At 40.0% G+C, this 16,156-nt stretch carries 14 protein-coding genes; 4 read left to right on the plus strand and 10 right to left on the minus strand.

Annotated features, from left to right (window positions below):
* Positions 1-185: 185 nt before the first annotated feature.
* Positions 186-1,382, minus strand: coding sequence for an ROK family protein (locus PGLA_RS04980; RefSeq protein ID WP_211269501.1), 1,197 nt, complete (start codon positions 1,380-1,382; stop codon positions 186-188).
* 200 nt (positions 1,383-1,582) lie between these two features.
* Here PGLA_RS04980 and PGLA_RS04985 point away from each other — a divergent pair, with 200 nt between their 5' ends.
* Complete coding sequence (locus PGLA_RS04985) at positions 1,583-2,401, plus strand: purine-nucleoside phosphorylase (protein WP_068529632.1); 819 nt, start codon at positions 1,583-1,585, stop codon at positions 2,399-2,401.
* Positions 2,402-2,458: 57 nt separating this feature from the next.
* Positions 2,459-3,715 carry a nucleoside permease gene (locus tag PGLA_RS04990; RefSeq protein ID WP_068529634.1) on the plus strand — a complete coding sequence of 419 codons (1,257 nt, stop codon included), beginning with the start codon at positions 2,459-2,461 and terminating at the stop codon, positions 3,713-3,715.
* Positions 3,716-4,011: 296 nt separating this feature from the next.
* On the opposite strand, the gene PGLA_RS26545 is transcribed toward PGLA_RS04990, so the two are convergent.
* Positions 4,012-4,191, minus strand: a complete 180-nt coding sequence (locus tag PGLA_RS26545; RefSeq protein WP_211269502.1) for a hypothetical protein — start codon at positions 4,189-4,191, stop codon at positions 4,012-4,014.
* A gap of 49 nt (positions 4,192-4,240) precedes the next feature.
* Positions 4,241-5,476: an MDR family MFS transporter gene (locus tag PGLA_RS04995; RefSeq protein ID WP_068529636.1), complete on the minus strand. Its 1,236-nt coding sequence runs from the start codon at positions 5,474-5,476 to the stop codon at positions 4,241-4,243.
* A 154-nt stretch (positions 5,477-5,630) separates the two neighbouring features.
* On the opposite strand from PGLA_RS04995, the gene PGLA_RS05000 reads away from it, so the two are divergent.
* Entirely contained in the window at positions 5,631-6,323 is a 693-nt protein-coding gene (locus PGLA_RS05000) for a transmembrane-type terpene cyclase (protein WP_084410750.1), read from the plus strand.
* 114 nt (positions 6,324-6,437) lie between these two features.
* On the opposite strand, the gene PGLA_RS05005 is transcribed toward PGLA_RS05000, so the two are convergent.
* Complete coding sequence (locus tag PGLA_RS05005; protein ID WP_068529638.1) at positions 6,438-6,779, minus strand: DUF1801 domain-containing protein; 342 nt, start codon at positions 6,777-6,779, stop codon at positions 6,438-6,440.
* A 165-nt stretch (positions 6,780-6,944) separates the two neighbouring features.
* Entirely contained in the window at positions 6,945-8,240 is a 1,296-nt protein-coding gene (locus PGLA_RS05010) for an Nramp family divalent metal transporter (RefSeq protein ID WP_084410752.1), read from the minus strand.
* 265 nt (positions 8,241-8,505) lie between these two features.
* Here PGLA_RS05010 and sleB point away from each other — a divergent pair, with 265 nt between their 5' ends.
* Positions 8,506-9,150, plus strand: coding sequence for a spore cortex-lytic enzyme (gene sleB, locus PGLA_RS05015; RefSeq protein WP_068529641.1), 645 nt, complete (start codon positions 8,506-8,508; stop codon positions 9,148-9,150).
* Positions 9,151-9,293: 143 nt separating this feature from the next.
* Here the strand turns inward: sleB and PGLA_RS05020 are convergent, their stop codons facing one another.
* The 5 genes from PGLA_RS05020 to PGLA_RS05040 form a co-directional block, all read right to left on the minus strand.
* A complete protein-coding gene (locus tag PGLA_RS05020) occupies positions 9,294-10,034 on the minus strand; it encodes a class I SAM-dependent methyltransferase (RefSeq protein ID WP_068529644.1) in 741 nt (246 codons plus the stop codon).
* A 36-nt stretch (positions 10,035-10,070) separates the two neighbouring features.
* Positions 10,071-10,580, minus strand: a complete 510-nt coding sequence (locus tag PGLA_RS05025) for a GNAT family N-acetyltransferase (RefSeq protein ID WP_068529647.1) — start codon at positions 10,578-10,580, stop codon at positions 10,071-10,073.
* Positions 10,581-11,118: 538 nt separating this feature from the next.
* Positions 11,119-11,925, minus strand: a complete 807-nt coding sequence (locus tag PGLA_RS05030) for a GNAT family N-acetyltransferase (RefSeq protein WP_068529650.1) — start codon at positions 11,923-11,925, stop codon at positions 11,119-11,121.
* A gap of 787 nt (positions 11,926-12,712) precedes the next feature.
* Complete coding sequence (locus PGLA_RS29350; protein ID WP_068529652.1) at positions 12,713-13,639, minus strand: methyl-accepting chemotaxis protein; 927 nt, start codon at positions 13,637-13,639, stop codon at positions 12,713-12,715.
* A gap of 741 nt (positions 13,640-14,380) precedes the next feature.
* A complete protein-coding gene (locus PGLA_RS05040) occupies positions 14,381-15,589 on the minus strand; it encodes an MFS transporter (RefSeq protein WP_068529654.1) in 1,209 nt (402 codons plus the stop codon).
* Between the last annotated feature and the right edge of the window lie 567 nt (positions 15,590-16,156).

Genomic DNA, 16,156 nt, shown 5'->3' on the forward strand with positions numbered 1-16,156 from the left:
GTTTCAATCCGAACTCTATTCTAGGCTCGGGAGAATCCATAAGGCGTTGGGCATCAATTGATATCTTGTCATCTGACAGCCGACTCCCCTTATGGTCTACATAAAGTATTATGTCGGTCACAAACCTATCTGGAACAGTTGCCTTACATTAGGGGCTGTAGACACAGTTGGATTGGATGTTAGGGTCATGCCAATAAATGGTTTAAAACCATTCCTCCAGCTCCTTGTGATACAATTTCATACGAATCATTTGCTGGAAAAATAGCAGTTTTAAGCTGCGGATACATCTTCAATTTTTGTTCAACGGTTTGCTTGGTTACTTCAAAAAACGAACCCTTCGGGACCAATGTTCCTCCACATACGACTGTATCCGGTTGATAAGTTAAAATGATATTTGATAATGCTATTCCATAGTAATACGCTGCTTCTTCAAGAACCTCTGTACATAATACATCACCTTTTTCAATGGCTTTCAGAATGAGGTGATAATCAATTTCTTCAATTGAGTCCACCATTTCCAAAAGAATGGATGGCTTGCCTCTTTTAACGAATTGAATAACCTTATTTTTTATTGCTGCCAAGGAACTAAAGGTGTACAAACAACCATAAGAACCACATTGACATCTTGATCCATTAATATCAACTGTGACATGACCAAAAGTATTCGTTTTGTGAGGTTCTGTATAAGGAACATCCCCCCCTGTAATTGTAGAAATGCGAATTTCGATATCACACATCGTAAATAAAAACCGGTCGCTTAAAGCTGAAAAGTGTAAACGATGTTCTGAAAGTGCTGCAAAATTCACACCACTTCCAAGTGTTACATAAATCGGAATTTTACTGTGAATGTAATTTTGAATTTTTTTTATTTGTACAGAAACACTTTCGTTGGTTTGATCGGTTTGATTAAAAAGATCATCAATTGAAATTCCAATTCCAAGTATATCCTTTACCCCAAGATGATGACTTGACAGCAAGTCTTCTATTTTGGGAATCAAAACATCTAATGTTTCATAGATCGAATGAATATTCGTCGTCTTCATTTTAATTTGGCCACGAATATCTAAATTTAAATTGAGTACTAAAATAGTAGAATAAAGATTCGTTACTTCAATACCAATCACATAAGCTTCATTAGGGTTAATTCGATATAAAATTGGTTTTCTCCCCCCCGTAGATTCACCAAACTCACTACCCGAAATAAGCTTTCCTTTTATTAATTGGTCGAGCATACGGGCGCAAGTAGCAGGTTTCATATGTGTTTTTTCAATTAACGTTTCTACTTTAACCGGACCGTAATTTCTAATTAACGTATATAGAAATTTTAATTTTTTCATTTTGGAGTTTTTAGTTGTCTGAAATTCTATTAACATCTCATTCATAAGGAAGAAGCTCCTTTCATAAAGCCACAATCTTCTAGTGAAAATGGTAACGGAGTCCCTCCTAAAAATCAAGATCAGATTATAAGTGGATCAGCCACTTTTTATCAATTTGATAAAAAGTCGTTTACTTTTAATTTTGAGCATGCTAAAATAACTCGTGAAAGCGCTTAATAATTTTATCCATATAGGAGGAAACAAACATGCACAAAACAGAAGAGATCTTAGAAGCTAAACATTATGTGGAGAAATTTACGAAAGTTAAACCAACCATTGGTATCATTTTAGGTTCAGGACTTGGACCATTCGCCGACACATTAGAGGATGCGGTACATATCTCTTATGATGATATCCCTCATTTTGCTAAATCATCCGCGGTTGGCCATGCAAATGAACTTGTCATAGGGACGATTGCAGGAAAGAACGTCGTTGCAATGAAAGGCCGCTTCCATTACTACGAAGGATTTACACTTGATCAAGTTACCTTCCCTGTTCGTGTTATGAAAGCGCTAGGTGTTGACAAATTAATCGTAACCAATGCTTGTGGCGCAATTAATACCGATTTCAATCCTGGTGATTTGATGCTAATTACCGACCATATCAACTTAACAGCTAATAACCCTTTGATTGGCCCTAACAATGCAGATTTAGGCACTCGTTTTCCTGATGTTTCGGAAGTGTATAATAAAAAATTAAGATCTATCGTTAAAGAGGTTGCAACGGAACAAAACGTGAATTTGCGTGAAGGTGTTTATGCTTGGTGGACGGGTCCAACTTATGAAACACCTGCTGAGATTCGGATGATTCGTACTCTAGGTGCTGATGCTGTAGGGATGTCAACGGTACCTGAAGCTTTAATTGCAACTCATGCCAAAATGGATACTGTAGGAATTTCTTGCTTAACTAATATGGCTTGCGGTATTCTTGATCAACCACTTAGTCACGATGAAGTCATTGAAACGGCAGAGCGTGTAAAAGGAACTTTCCTTAAACTGGTTACAGAAGTGATTTCCCGGTTTTAATTTATCCACTTTTTATCATTATGATAAAAACGATTGATACAATGTAGGAGGAACAACATGGGGATTAAAAACCGTTTAAAAATCATGTCGTTTTTACAATACTTTATTTGGGGAAGTTGGCTTGTTACCCTAGGCTCTTACATGATTAATACACTCGGTTTTACGGGTATAGAAGTTGGGATGGTTTATAGTACAAAAGGTATTGCTGCTGTAATTATGCCAAGTTTAATAGGAATTGTAGCCGATAAATGGATTCCTGCCAATCGTCTATACATCATCCTTCATCTGATTTGTGCGGGAGCGCTCTATTATGCAGCTTCAGTAAGTGATCCCACAATAATGTTCTGGGTCTTGCTTGTAAATGCGATGGCCTTTATGCCAACTATCGCTTTATCTAATACCATTTCTTACACCTGCTTAGAGAAGAATAATTTTGATACAGTCACAAGTTTCCCACCCATTCGTGTTTTTGGGACAATCGGTTTTATCCTAGCGATGTGGGCAATTAGTTTGTTCCGATTCGAACTGAGTAACATGCAACTTTATATCGCAGCTGGTGCATCACTTGTTTTGGCTCTTTATTCTCTTACTATGCCTCTTGTTCCAACTGCGAAAAAAAAGAAAAATCAAAACTGGGTCAGCATGCTTGGTTTAGATGCTTTCGTTTTATTTAAAAAACCACAAATGGCACTATTTTTCGTATTCGCTATGTTACTTGGTGCTGTATTACAAATCACCAATACATTTGGCAATCCATTCTTACATGATTTTGCATCAAATCCGGCTTATACCGATAGTTTTGTTGTAAAATATCCATCCATTCTCTTATCCGTTTCACAAATAGCTGAAGTTGCTTTTATCCTTGCCATTCCTTTCTTCTTGAAAAAATTCGGCATTAAAAAAGTTATGTTAATAAGTATGCTTGCATGGACATTACGTTTTGGCCTATTTGCATTCGGTGATCCTTCACCATTTGGCTTTGTATTACTAATGTTATCTATGATTGTTTATGGTTGTGCCTTTGACTTCTTTAATATTTCGGGTTCCATCTATATCGAAAAAGAAGTTAGCTCTGATATTCGTGCCAGTGCACAAGGACTATTTATGACAATGGTTAATGGTGTCGGTGCTTATGTAGGATCCATTGCAAGTGGTAAAGTAGTGGATTATTTCACTGTAGATGGCATGAAAGATTGGCAGACCATTTGGCTCCTTTTTGCTGCATATGCCATGCTATTAGGAATCCTTTTCTTCTTCACTTTCCGTTACAAACACGAACCAGAAAAACTAGCAAACGTGGGAGTAAAACATTAATAGTTTTAAAAAAATAAAGTATAGACGGGGTCGAATGATATTCGATCCCATATTTTCATTAAAATCTGGTTATTCTTTACTTGAATAACATTAAGACGGAGAGAAAGTCATTCTTGCCCATGTAGCACTTGAGTGGAGGGGATAAACTATAAATTCTCGCGTGACGGAATCGCCTAAAATGGATGCCCGTTGCAACGGATCAAGACCAAGGTGCTTGTGTTCAATATATTGCTTCAGCCGTACAATTTCCTCACCAGATAATACAACTTCCATCCTGCGCTATTTCTAATTTATCATTAAACGATGGAGCTAAGCGTCTTATTTTCATGACCCGATTCGGATAGAACAGCTGCTATTCCTACAGCTAGATCATTACGCGTCACCGTATTAAATTTCCAATCACCAGGGTAAATTCTCAGTTCACCTGTAGCTAAGGCTGAATCCAAACCAAGCACTCCGACAAAATCAGTATACAAAGAATTGCACAGAAAAGTATGTGGGATTCGCTACCCTTCAATATGTAATTCAGCTTTTCGGAATGATTTGAAAAAGCTTTACATAAAGCGCAGCGCTTATCAGTGTAACTAGGAAAATGAAGCCAAACACCCCAATAGGCGCAAGCCAAGAAGAAAGAAAAATGGTTAGTGGGGCAAAAAAGCGACCAATCGTATATTGCAGGTTGGATGCCCCCATATACTGCCCCCTTGCATGAGCAGGTGCATACTCACTTACAAAGCTCTGAGTCACTGGTGAGCGGGATAGTTCCCCAATGGTAAAAATAAAAGTAAATATAAATAATAACCAAACGTTGGTGGCTAAGCCGATCAAAAACATACCTAGCCCGAACACTATCGAGGATGTAATAAATATATTTCGGTCACTCCAATGTTCGAACCACTTCGTCACAGGCAGGACTAAAAGGACAAACATTAGACCATTTAGGCCAAGCATCCATCCGAAAATCTCCGTATTGCTAAGAGAGAAAGACCAATTCTTGAACGCAAGTACCGTCTGCGCTGGAACATATTCTTTGACATATGTAGCAAGATACATATCAAGTTGCATAAATGCTATGGTGACCAGAATACCTGCCACAATATATAGAGCAAAGACTTTATCCCTTAAAATTACGCCATAATTATGCCATTGCTCCTTAAATACCATACTCATATTATACGATTCCTGTGGCATCATGGATGTCTTCGGTAGCGTCTCCCTAATCTTCCACAAGATCACTAGGGAATAGAGCAACGTCACGATTGTACAGGTCCACAGAAGCTCCGTTCGATAATGAATGAAAAAAATGGACCCGAGCAGCGGACCAAATACGGCGCCAATATTCTTTCCTGTTACAAAAGTAGCGAATACCATTCTTCGATCCTTCTCAGGTGTAATGTCAGCTACCATCGCTGAGCTGGCTGGTGAGTAAATTGATCCGCCTAACCCAACCCCGATATATGCGAAATACTCGAGCCAGTGAGACGAGGAGACAGCAAATATACCAAACATGACTGCCTGCATGAATGATCCTAGCAGCATAGCGGGACGACGACCTAACCGATCAGATAAATATCCTCCAAACAAGCCCCCAATAATCCCAATAAGAGGTGGCACAGTCATCAACATGCTGGCTACGGTTTTGCCAAAAGCATCACTAAAGAATAAGATCATGAAAGGAAAATACATCCAGAAAAGCATATTAAAAAGCGTTTCCCCCATCAGCCTGATTTTCAAATTAAGATCCCATTGTAACCAGCGCAACTTAGGTCGTCCTCCTGTATATAAATTTCAAACCGTACATAGATAGAACCGTATGATGAAAATAAGGAAGGAATATCAATATATCATAGTTTCCAAACTTTACAAGTATGGTCTACATAGAATGCTTGTTTCATATACATAGACAGGCTGATTCTTGATAGACAACAATTCTCGTAAAAAGGATGTGATTACCATTATAATTGATCACTTATTACCTCAAAAAGTAGAATTCATCCTTATGTTTGGGATCTCCCTATTCTGGACTATTGCCTATGTACTCATTATTTATAAAGGGTTTAAGGATCAATCTTACGGAGTGCCCCTAGCCGCTATCTGTTTAAACATTTCTTGGGAGTTTCTATTAACCTTTATTTTACCTTTCCATCCGCTTCAGCAAATCGTAACCTTAGTATGGTTTCTATTAGACTGCATCATTCTGCTCCAATTTCTCTATTATTCAAAAAAAACCTATAACAAACGAATGCTTTATGCTTCTGTCTTTTCCTTAATTGTCATAGCTTTTCTGGTGCAGTATACAATGGCAATTGAATTTCATGATACCATGTCTCTTTATTCGGCCTTTGGCATCAATTTAGTGATGTCCATCCTCTTTATTAAAATGCTACTGACCAAAGAACTGCAAGGGCAATCCCTAACGATCGCTTATTTGAAAATGATAGGAACCCTATGCGCTTCCATACTTTGCTTTTCATTCTTCCCGCAATCGATTTTATTAACGATGTTGTATATTCTCATCCTTATAGTGGACGTAGTGTATATCCTAATGGTTTATAACAAATCAATCACAATCGTTCATAAGTCACCTATCTATAAAAAGACGATGTGAACTCATTCAATCTACGAATTACCCTAGAAGAATTTCATTCATAATTCTCCGTCTAATTGATCACAAAAAAGACTAAGTACCTTGGAAATAGGGTACTTAGTCTTTTTGTCTAACCTATAACCCCGAGGCGGCCTGATTTACTAGCGACGAAAGTTGATTGGAATCGAACGATTGCCCTTCTCGAAGTTTCATAGTCTTTCGTTCCAATGGACCGTCGAATAGTCCTTCAGGAAGTGCAAGTTCACTTGTGTTAAAGATCGTAAAACTTACTGCATCTTTTGACGTTGAGATGACGGCTGCGTATTTTCCATTTTTCAAAAAATGAGGTTTCTTATACTGAATACGCTCCTGTACTTCTGGAATAGCATCATAAACAATGGCTCTAAGCTGGGAACAAAGTTCCTTTTTCCACGATTCTTGTATAGCTTCAATAAAATCTGTTACTTCCGGATTCATCTTTACATCTCCTTTAATATCGTTAGAAGTATATTATTTCGTCAATTATAAATAGATACCCTTTTTTTGTAAACAAATAGGAACGAGACTATGAATTTAAATCAAAATCCCTCACCTCTTTTGAATAAACGGTAAGGGATTAGATGTTGTTAGTACATCCATAAGTTAAATGAACATCTCTACGATTAGGAATAAGTTCAATGAGACAACAATGGCTGCAATGATCCAGGCCACTACTTTAGTGAAAGAATGATTGGCCAAATCCCCCATTAACTTTTTATTATTTGTAAATATAATGAGTGGAATCAAGGCGAAGGCAATACCAAATGACAGTATAACCTGGCTCATAATTAGAGCTTTGGTAGCGTCGATACCACTCCAAATGATGACCAATGGAGGTATCGTCGTAATGGCTCTGCGTAGATATAAATTAATACGTTTTTTGATAAAGCCCTGCATAACCACATCTCCTGCCATCGTTCCTACAGAAGCGCTAGCCAGACCCGCAATAAGTAGACTAAGTCCAAACAGGATCGCAGCAGAAGGGCCAATTAATTGTCCAAACTGGTTAAAGGCTACCTCTAGATCATCTACATCCAGACCATTCTTGAAAAATAATGCGGCAGCGATAACCACCATAGCCAGATTAACAGCTCCAGCAATTGCCATAGCAATGACGATGTCGAATAGCTCCATTTTATAAATCCGCTTCTTCTCACTTGGATTTCGTCCAACAATTCTATTTTGTGTAAGTGATGAATGAAGGTAAATAGCATGCGGCATGACCGTCGCTCCAAGAATCCCAGCAGCAAGTAAAATACTGTCTACCCCTTGAAACTTTGGTGTCACCATTCCTGATGCTACAGCACCGATATCAGGCTTAGCGAGGATGACTTGAAAAGCAAAGGCTAATGCAACAATGAGGATCATGGCACTAATCCCTGCTTCAAGTGCACGGACACCTCGGCGTTGTAACTCCAGAATAGCAAACGAGCCTGCGGCTGTAATAAAGGCTGCCAGCAACATAGGAATGTCAAACAACAAGTAAAGTCCTAATGCCGCTCCTATGAATTCTGCCAAGTCCGTTGCAATGATTACTATTTCGCTCTGGATCCATAGAAATAAGGAGACTTTCCTCGGAAAGCGTTCACGCGCAACTTCGGGAAGGTTCTTTCCAGTGGCAATTCCAAGTTTGGCTGATAAAGATTGAATTAATACCGCCATTAAATTGGAAAAGACAATGACCCATAACAAAAGATATCCATATCGCGAACCCGCTGTAATATTGGTGGCAAAGTTACCTGGATCTAGATAGGCAACAGAAGCTATAAAAGCCGGACCAAGGAATGGAAGCAGTTTGGATATGCCCCTTCCCTTCAATATGGCCTCCGTATTCAGTCTATCCCTTTGCTTTTGTATTATAATTTGATTTTCACTTTGAATGTTTATTTGTCCAGACATAGTTGGTCCTCCGAAATTAGTTTGTCTTCATACAATTGTTTTTACCCAAGGCAACTTTTACACAATTATATTCCTATCAGTAGAAATTGTAAATAACGAATACTAGATATTATATCTTATATCTTTCACCCTAATGAAATCTTATGGTCTTTAGTCTACTTTGGTGCATGGCGTGGAAATGGGAATTATTAAATAATCCGCCAATAACTGATTGTTGTCTCCATGTATGGGCGAATCTATAATGTTTGGAGAAAAGGAGGCTACTATGATTAGAAAAAAAATATTCACTATGTTGCTTCTTTTGGGTCTTATAAGCATGGCTTCTATGATGAATTCAGCTAGTGCGGCGCCGGTATTAAATTCGGGGAGTTCCTCAGGAGACGTATGGGATCTGCAATATCGATTGAAAACACATGGTTTCTATACTCAAGAATTAGATGGGAAGTACGGAGCACACACTAAATCCGCTGTGTATCGTTTTCAACAGGATTATGGATTGAGCGCAGATGGAATCACAGGTTCTAGAACTTGGAGTGTGTTGAAAAAACACTCTTTAAATATCAATGAAATGGATATTATGGCTAGAACGATATACTCCGAATCTCGCGGGGAATCTTATACCGGACAAGTGGCTGTTGGTGCTGTTGTCATGAACCGCATACAATCTAACCAATTTCCAAATACCATCAAAGATGTCGTATTTGAAAAGGGAGCTTTTACAGCCGTAGATGATGGGCAGTACTGGCTTACTCCAAACCGAACTGCTTATTTAGCTGCGTTAGATGCTGTTCGTGGGTGGGACCCAAGTAAGAATTCACTCTATTATTTCAATCCAGATACAGCTACTAGTCCTTGGATCTGGACACGCCCTCAAAATTTAAAAATAGGGAAACATATATTTGCGAGTTAATTTTCTTTAAATACCTTGAAATACCATTAACCGGCCAACCTTAGGTTGCCGGTTTTTTCTCGTGCAAATCTCTTCCAATGTTGAGTTAAAAATTCGCAAACACTTAGCTACTACTATTTTCAAGAATGTATTTTTATAATAGGTTACGTTGAGCATTCAATAACATAAAAAAAGGTACCTTCTCCATACCCATCCTTAATACCATGAACAACAATATTATGAAACCCGTTAGACTTGAGGGTATATTCAAATTCTTCTAAAGCGTATAGGCGAAGAGGGAAATCCATAATTTCTGTTTTTACGATTTTACCATTTTTAACAGATTGATATTTAAACTTGCTAGTAAGCATACTCTCTTCCTCGTTATAATGGACTTTTTTGTATGTGACAATCCATTCATCATCGAACTGTTTCTGCTCCAACTCTACCCATTCAGGAATCTCTACGATTCCATCGTATTTTAGCATAATTGTTAACAATAGTTTACCGTCACTTTTAAGTACAGATTTCAAATTAGAGAGGCTTTTGTTAACCAACGCATCAGGCAATAATGAAAATGAGCCAAAAGGAATTATGATTAAGTCATAGGTAGTATTCCCTTTGAATTCTTCTATTTTTTCATAGTAAACGTTTGGTTCAAGATTCAGTTTCTCGCCTTTCTCTTTACATACTTTCAGCATCTCTTCTGAGATGTCAAACCCTTCAATACGAATTCCCCTTTGCATAAAAGGGATAAGCATTCTACCGTTTCCGCACATAGGTTCCAACACGTTCATATTCGGGTCTTTTACAAAAGAAAGATAAAAATCAAGCTCTATCCCATCCGCATAGGCTTTACTGCTTTCATACATTTTTGTGCAAAGTTCTCCATAGTAATCAGTCATTTTCTTCTCACATCCTCTTGTTAGTTCAAGTCTGTATTAAGCTAATTTCTTTACAAAAAACAAATTAAGATCGTCGTCTACAACTACTTGCTGACCGAATTGTAGATACTCACCATCTTTATAAATTCCTTTTCCGTCAGGGACATAACCGCGTTTAGCATATAATGTTTGTGCGGCTCCATAATCACTGAATAATCCTACACCAAGTCCAGAACAATCTGATCGTGCTCTAATGATTTCTTCCGCTGTATCCATTAACAAGGCGCCTATTCCACGACGACGATATTTAACCAGCACGTTAAAATCTTGGATTTCAGGTATATCTTGTTCCTTGAAATATGGATAATCTGATTGCCAGACAATGTTAATATATCCTGCGAACACACCCTCAACCTCTGCTATCAATGAAACTCTTTCCCCATTTTTTTGATCCGCTACATATGTAAGATAAAGGTTCGCAGGCTTCTCCCAACCTTGGTTACGGAATGCATCGGATATAACTTCAGCATCATGTTCATTCATTGTACGGATAGTAATTCCACTCATATGTCCACCTCAATTCCAATATTCTGTTTATTATAGATTAATTTCTAATATTCGACTGATAAAAAATTGTTATAATTAATTTTTCTTGCCAATGTGTCCCTGAATCTTTAGCTGAAGGGCTTGGCATTCATGTAGCAACAGCTTTCTACTGGCGAGGAACCAAAATAACTTGTGTAAAGATCATTTCACAGCCCTTTTCACCTACAACAATTAGTTGAAACGGGTAAAATTAATTACCCATCATAAATGTTAATTACAATTCAAACTCGTGAGGCTTCTTTCGCTCGTGGTTTTGTTGTGTTACAACGCATTTATTCGTAGCAACAATATTTTGGGAAGAGAGCCCTATTTATGTTCTTATAGCTACGAACACGAGAGGCTTAAGGCGCATCGCGCCAGGTCGTCAGACTTGGCCGATTGGAAGTATCGTCTGTTCCACTTTCCGAAATACTTCTTGACGACCAAGGAGTGTTAGTGACGATGCAGAAATGTTCTGTTGGTTTATACGACGTTCCCACTTCTATCAGTTACAAACAAGTTATATTTCAGTCCACGATGTTCTTATGTATCCAATTTTCATTCCAATCCGTTCCATATTTCTGTGGCTCTGAGATAAGAAAGCACACTGACCTACTACTAATTTGCAATTATTTTGTAATGATTCTTCGATTCTTTTTTCTATGAGCCGTTGTTGCAATCCCTGATTTCGAAACTCTGGCAATGTAGCTGCAAAAGTTAGAGAAGCAATACCGTCTTTCATATGCATTACACCTACTGCAGCAGGCGTTCCATTCATGTAAGCAATAAAAAACTTCCAGCCAGGCCGGTTGTACAAAACCTTGTTATTCTCTGCTACGTATGGAATACCATCATCTGATAATCCAGTTCCTCTGCAATGAATGATAGCATATTGAATAAACTGATCCTCTTTAAGTTCTTGAATTCGTATATTCTTACTATAATCGTTTTTAAACACTCTCGGCTCAATATACAATGATGAATGGAAACCCGACTGATAGAACCCGCGATCTGACAGATTCTTTAGGTAATTCTGATCTATAAGCGAAGGTATTATCTCAAATTGAGCTTTTCGATCCCTTGTTCTATAAAATTCAATTATTGGATCGATAAATTCAATATCTGCACTTGTTATTCCCTTTACGGTGTTAAATGTAGCCCAAGGCATTGTCTTACTATATAAAGCTATTGAATTTCCAAACTGCTTTACTTCAATCCCTTCGGGATTATTCATTCTACTTTGAATGGCCAGCATACGATCATACATATAATTCACTTCTGATATTTCAATTTCTTTAATAAGTTGTTTAGATGGAATTGATAACATCGTAGCTCACCTCGTTATTGTTTTGGGAATGTCGTATAACGTACCCGCATTTCTGACGTTCAAGCGGCTTAGGGACCGCAGATCCGGATGGCTCTGCCACTTAGCTGGGTGGATGTATCGCCTGATTACGCTACTTTGAGATTCTTCTTAAGCACTACTCGCAGTAAGGATGCTCTGTTACATGATGCCGCTAACTTCCTGAGTTGCTCACCTGATATAGTATTTATGTTCCATTGTCATTAAATTTATAATTTTTAAGGATGTTTTTAATATTCTATTTCATGTTTGTAATAGTCTGATAGATTCTTTCTGAAGTCACATTATGATCATCCTTAGTTTGTTTGAATATTCCCTCAAGATCATAATGTTTAAATACTAAATCTCCTATTCTTTCAACACTTAGATTTTCAGTGGTTTGTGTTCGTTTCATAACTTCTGAAGTTTCATATAACGTTCGTGTATTCGAGACGTCCCAGTGACATTGGAATATAATCGATAAAACGATCAAAGACCACAGAGAGGTATATCCCAATGTGGTCTTACTTATCTAAAGTTCTATCTGAAATAAGTTGTCCCAATTCCGCCAGGGAGGAACACAATTGATATTGCCGCTCGCGCACTGAGCAAGGAAATAATATGCAGCTTCTCGCGTGAAGAAATCCCTTCGTACCCAAACCCCACGGAGACCGCTGGGTTAACCCCCCTGGATTCAAACGGAATTAAAGAGTTTGTAAAATGAAAGCTTAAGCAAAAAAAATCTTTCACGTAGGCCTTTCTCGATTCCAAGTTACATCATTTGTCTCAAAGTTTTAGCCTGTGCATCCAGCTTTCCTGCAGCTTCACCGATGCCAGCGAACTCATTGACGGCTTGCTGAATTTGATGCTGGCTATTTATGATTGTCTTCTGGGAACTTTTCGTGCCCCCGCTAACCCGGTCTACCTGTTCGAAGATCCCCTCAACGTTGGCTTGAATTTCTTTAGCCGCTTCCTGAACCTGCTGCGCTAGCTTCCGCACTTCGGTCGCCACAACGTTAAAGCCGCGTCCGTGCTCCCCGGCATGCGCCGCCTCAATCGCCGCGTTCAAGGCGAGCAGGTTCGTTTGCGAAGCGAAATTCCGAATCGTCTGTACAATACCGCGAACGGCTTTGGCCTGCTGCTCCAGGTCTTGAAGAAAATTCAAGTTGCTCTCATTATCGTTCACCACACGCTCAATTGCCGAGGCCGCTTGCTGACTACGTTCGACCCCTTCCTCCGTACGCTTGAGCAAATCCTCAGCCATCTGCTGTAATTCGCTCGTCACTTGGCTTGCAGCCGTTTCCCTTGCTGTAATGTCCGTCGCCACCTTCAGGACAGCCACTACTTGACCATCATCATTGTGAACCGGCATGTACGTGGCTTCGAGCCAAACAATCCTTCCATCCTTCGTCACGCGAATGATCTTTTCTTGAAATTTCTTGCCACTCCTCAGGTTGCCCCAAAGCACCCCATACTCCGAACTTTCAACAAAATCCGGCGTACAAAATTGTCGATGGTTTAATCCCGACAGCTCGGACACTTGATAGTTCATCGCCCGAGCAAAATTTTCATTGGCCCACAGCACATTTCCCTGCGTATTAAACTCAATCATAGCCAGTGATTGCTCTAATGTAGCCAGCACCGCTTTTCCTTCTAGCACTTGCGTACTTTCATTGACCGTCTGTCTCTCCAAAATCATGTGCCACTTCCTCTTATAGAAAACTATAAAAAAAATCTAAACAGAAAACTCGAGAAGCCTCCCATATCAGTTCATATCCAGCTTTTATTGCTAGAGCATTTGACTTATCTACTAAATAATAAATAGGCTGTACTCAACAAGAGTATACAGGAAATGGGTATCCATTTACAGGGAAATTTTCAACAAGCGTTTTGTTCCATTAAGCTGCCCAGTTCGTTGAAAAAGGACTGCCGAAGATGCTGACAGCCTCTTGTCATTGCGCTATAGTTTCCCGTTAGATATATGCAGCGCAAGCGCCGTACCACAGATGATGAAAATGGTTAAAATAAGTCAATACTGCTACTACGGCTGGCGAAGAAGATCGATGAACTATAGTGCCTTAGAGGCCCATCCGTTAGTCTGACTCCAATGACCCCGGTGCATCACAGATTATCGCTCCCTTTTGGGAAGCACACATGGGAGATTAGTCTATTCTGGTCGTTGCACCAGCCTCATTTTTTATTTTCAGCTTTAAAAGGTCTTTGGTACTTTATTTTCATAACTCTTCTCAGGCTCAGCCTTTTTTTTAAAATCATTCGATTATTGTCTTTTTGAGGTTTTTCGCGGATATAATTTTCATGGAAGTTGAAAAAGGGCTGCCAAGTGGTAGCCCTTCCAGTTTTAAATATAGTGTCTCGTTAGTTTAATTCTAAAAGTCTAGACTATCCAGCTGACTATGATGTCATTGCAAGTTTGTGTGCGTCAGCACCTCTTTGAAGGAAATCCGTGTTCTCTAGCGCGCCACGCTACTAGTAGTGCAAAGATCAGTAGAATGAACAATGCCCACGGGAAGGATCCGACACCAAGTGTTTCAATAAGAATACCGCCCATCACACCGCCACCACCGATAGCTAGGTTCCATACCGTCACCAGCATCGACTGGGCTACATCTGCACTCTCGCCAGCAGCTTCAGCAACTGCTGTCTGTAGCAAAGTCGCCGCGCCCCCGAACGTCAATCCCCACACAGCAACCACTAGGTAGATTACGACGGGCTGGCTGCTGCTTATGCCTAGTGCCACGGACGCCAAGGCGAAAGCAGCGAGGCTGATCAGAACCAATGGTCGCAGTTTGCGGTCGATCAAAACACCGATGATCCAGATGCCAACAAGCGCTGTAATGCCGAAAATAAGCAGTACCAAGTCAATGCGCTGGGTAAACCCAGCCTGGGCAAGATACGGTGCAATATAGGTATACAGGATGTTATGTGCTAGCACCCAAGCCAGAACGACAAACAGTACCGGCCGCACCCCCAGAGTGACGAAGACCTTTTGGAGAGGGAGCCGCTTGTCTGCAGCCTCTCCTGGATAGTCCGGTAGCTTCCAAAGCACCCAGGCAACCAGTATCAGAGCCAGTAGCGACATGATCCCGAAGACAGCGCGCCAGCCCACAAGATCACCGAGAAGTGTTCCTGCAGGGATACCGAGCGCTAGGGCAAGAGGCGTGCCGACCATCGCCACCGCCATGGCTCGTCCTTTAAGCGAGTCCGGCACCATGCGCCGGGCATAGCCTGCTAACATACCCCATAAGACACCAGCGGATACTCCCGCGAAGAAACGAGCTGCCAGCGTCATTGTATAGTCGGAAGAAAGAGTGGTGACGGTGTTGAACACAAGAAAACCAAGGATACACATTAGTAGCAGTGGTCGCCGCCGCCACCCGCGCGTCGCGGTGGTCAAGGGAATCGCGGCCAATAGTGAGCCAAGGGCGTACAAGGTGACAAGTTGACCCGCAAGAGCCTCCGAGACTCCAAGCCCCTCACCTATCTGGAGCAACAAACCAGCCGGAATCGTTTCGGTAAGAATACAAATAAACCCCGTCATAGCAAGGGCGAGTAATCCAGCCCATGGGAGACGTTCAGAAGAGGGCGTGTTGGAGTCACTCTGTCTGGTAGAAGTTGTGTTTCGGCTCATTTCAGACGCACCTCTCATGTATAAATTGTAGATTATATGATCCACTGCAAAGCGATTAATCACCCATATGCTCAGTTTCTCACCTAATTATAGCCAACGGAAAAACAATCCTAGAATGCGAACCGTCATTAAGGTTATCGAGGCGAGTGAAATTTCAATTTCACCTAACTCCCAAAAACCAGGTACAAAAGGTATCCACCGATAAAAAGCAAGAAAACCCCTCCTCTTTTATGTTCTGCACCATTATAAATACCGGAACGATTAAGTAATTGAAAATAATCCTGAATGATTATAACGTGTGTACTTGATTACGAAATGGTAAAATCGCACTCACTCATTTTCGAATTAGTTAAGCACTCTGCACATCGACGAACATTCCGGCCTGAGACATACTGACGTTGTAATTTCAATAGTAGCCGGAAGTATGCCGACAACGCCAAACACAATGATATACACACCGAATAAGTCCAGATCAATTAAGAATAAAGGTTTTAAGGGTTTAGATTTAGATTTAGATTCTATTTGCAACAAAATAATTACTCTTTCAGTATCTTACTATACAGAGAG

The organism is Paenibacillus glacialis (assembly GCF_001637205.1).
Classification (GTDB): Bacteria; Bacillota; Bacilli; order Paenibacillales; family Paenibacillaceae; genus Paenibacillus_AQ; species Paenibacillus_AQ glacialis.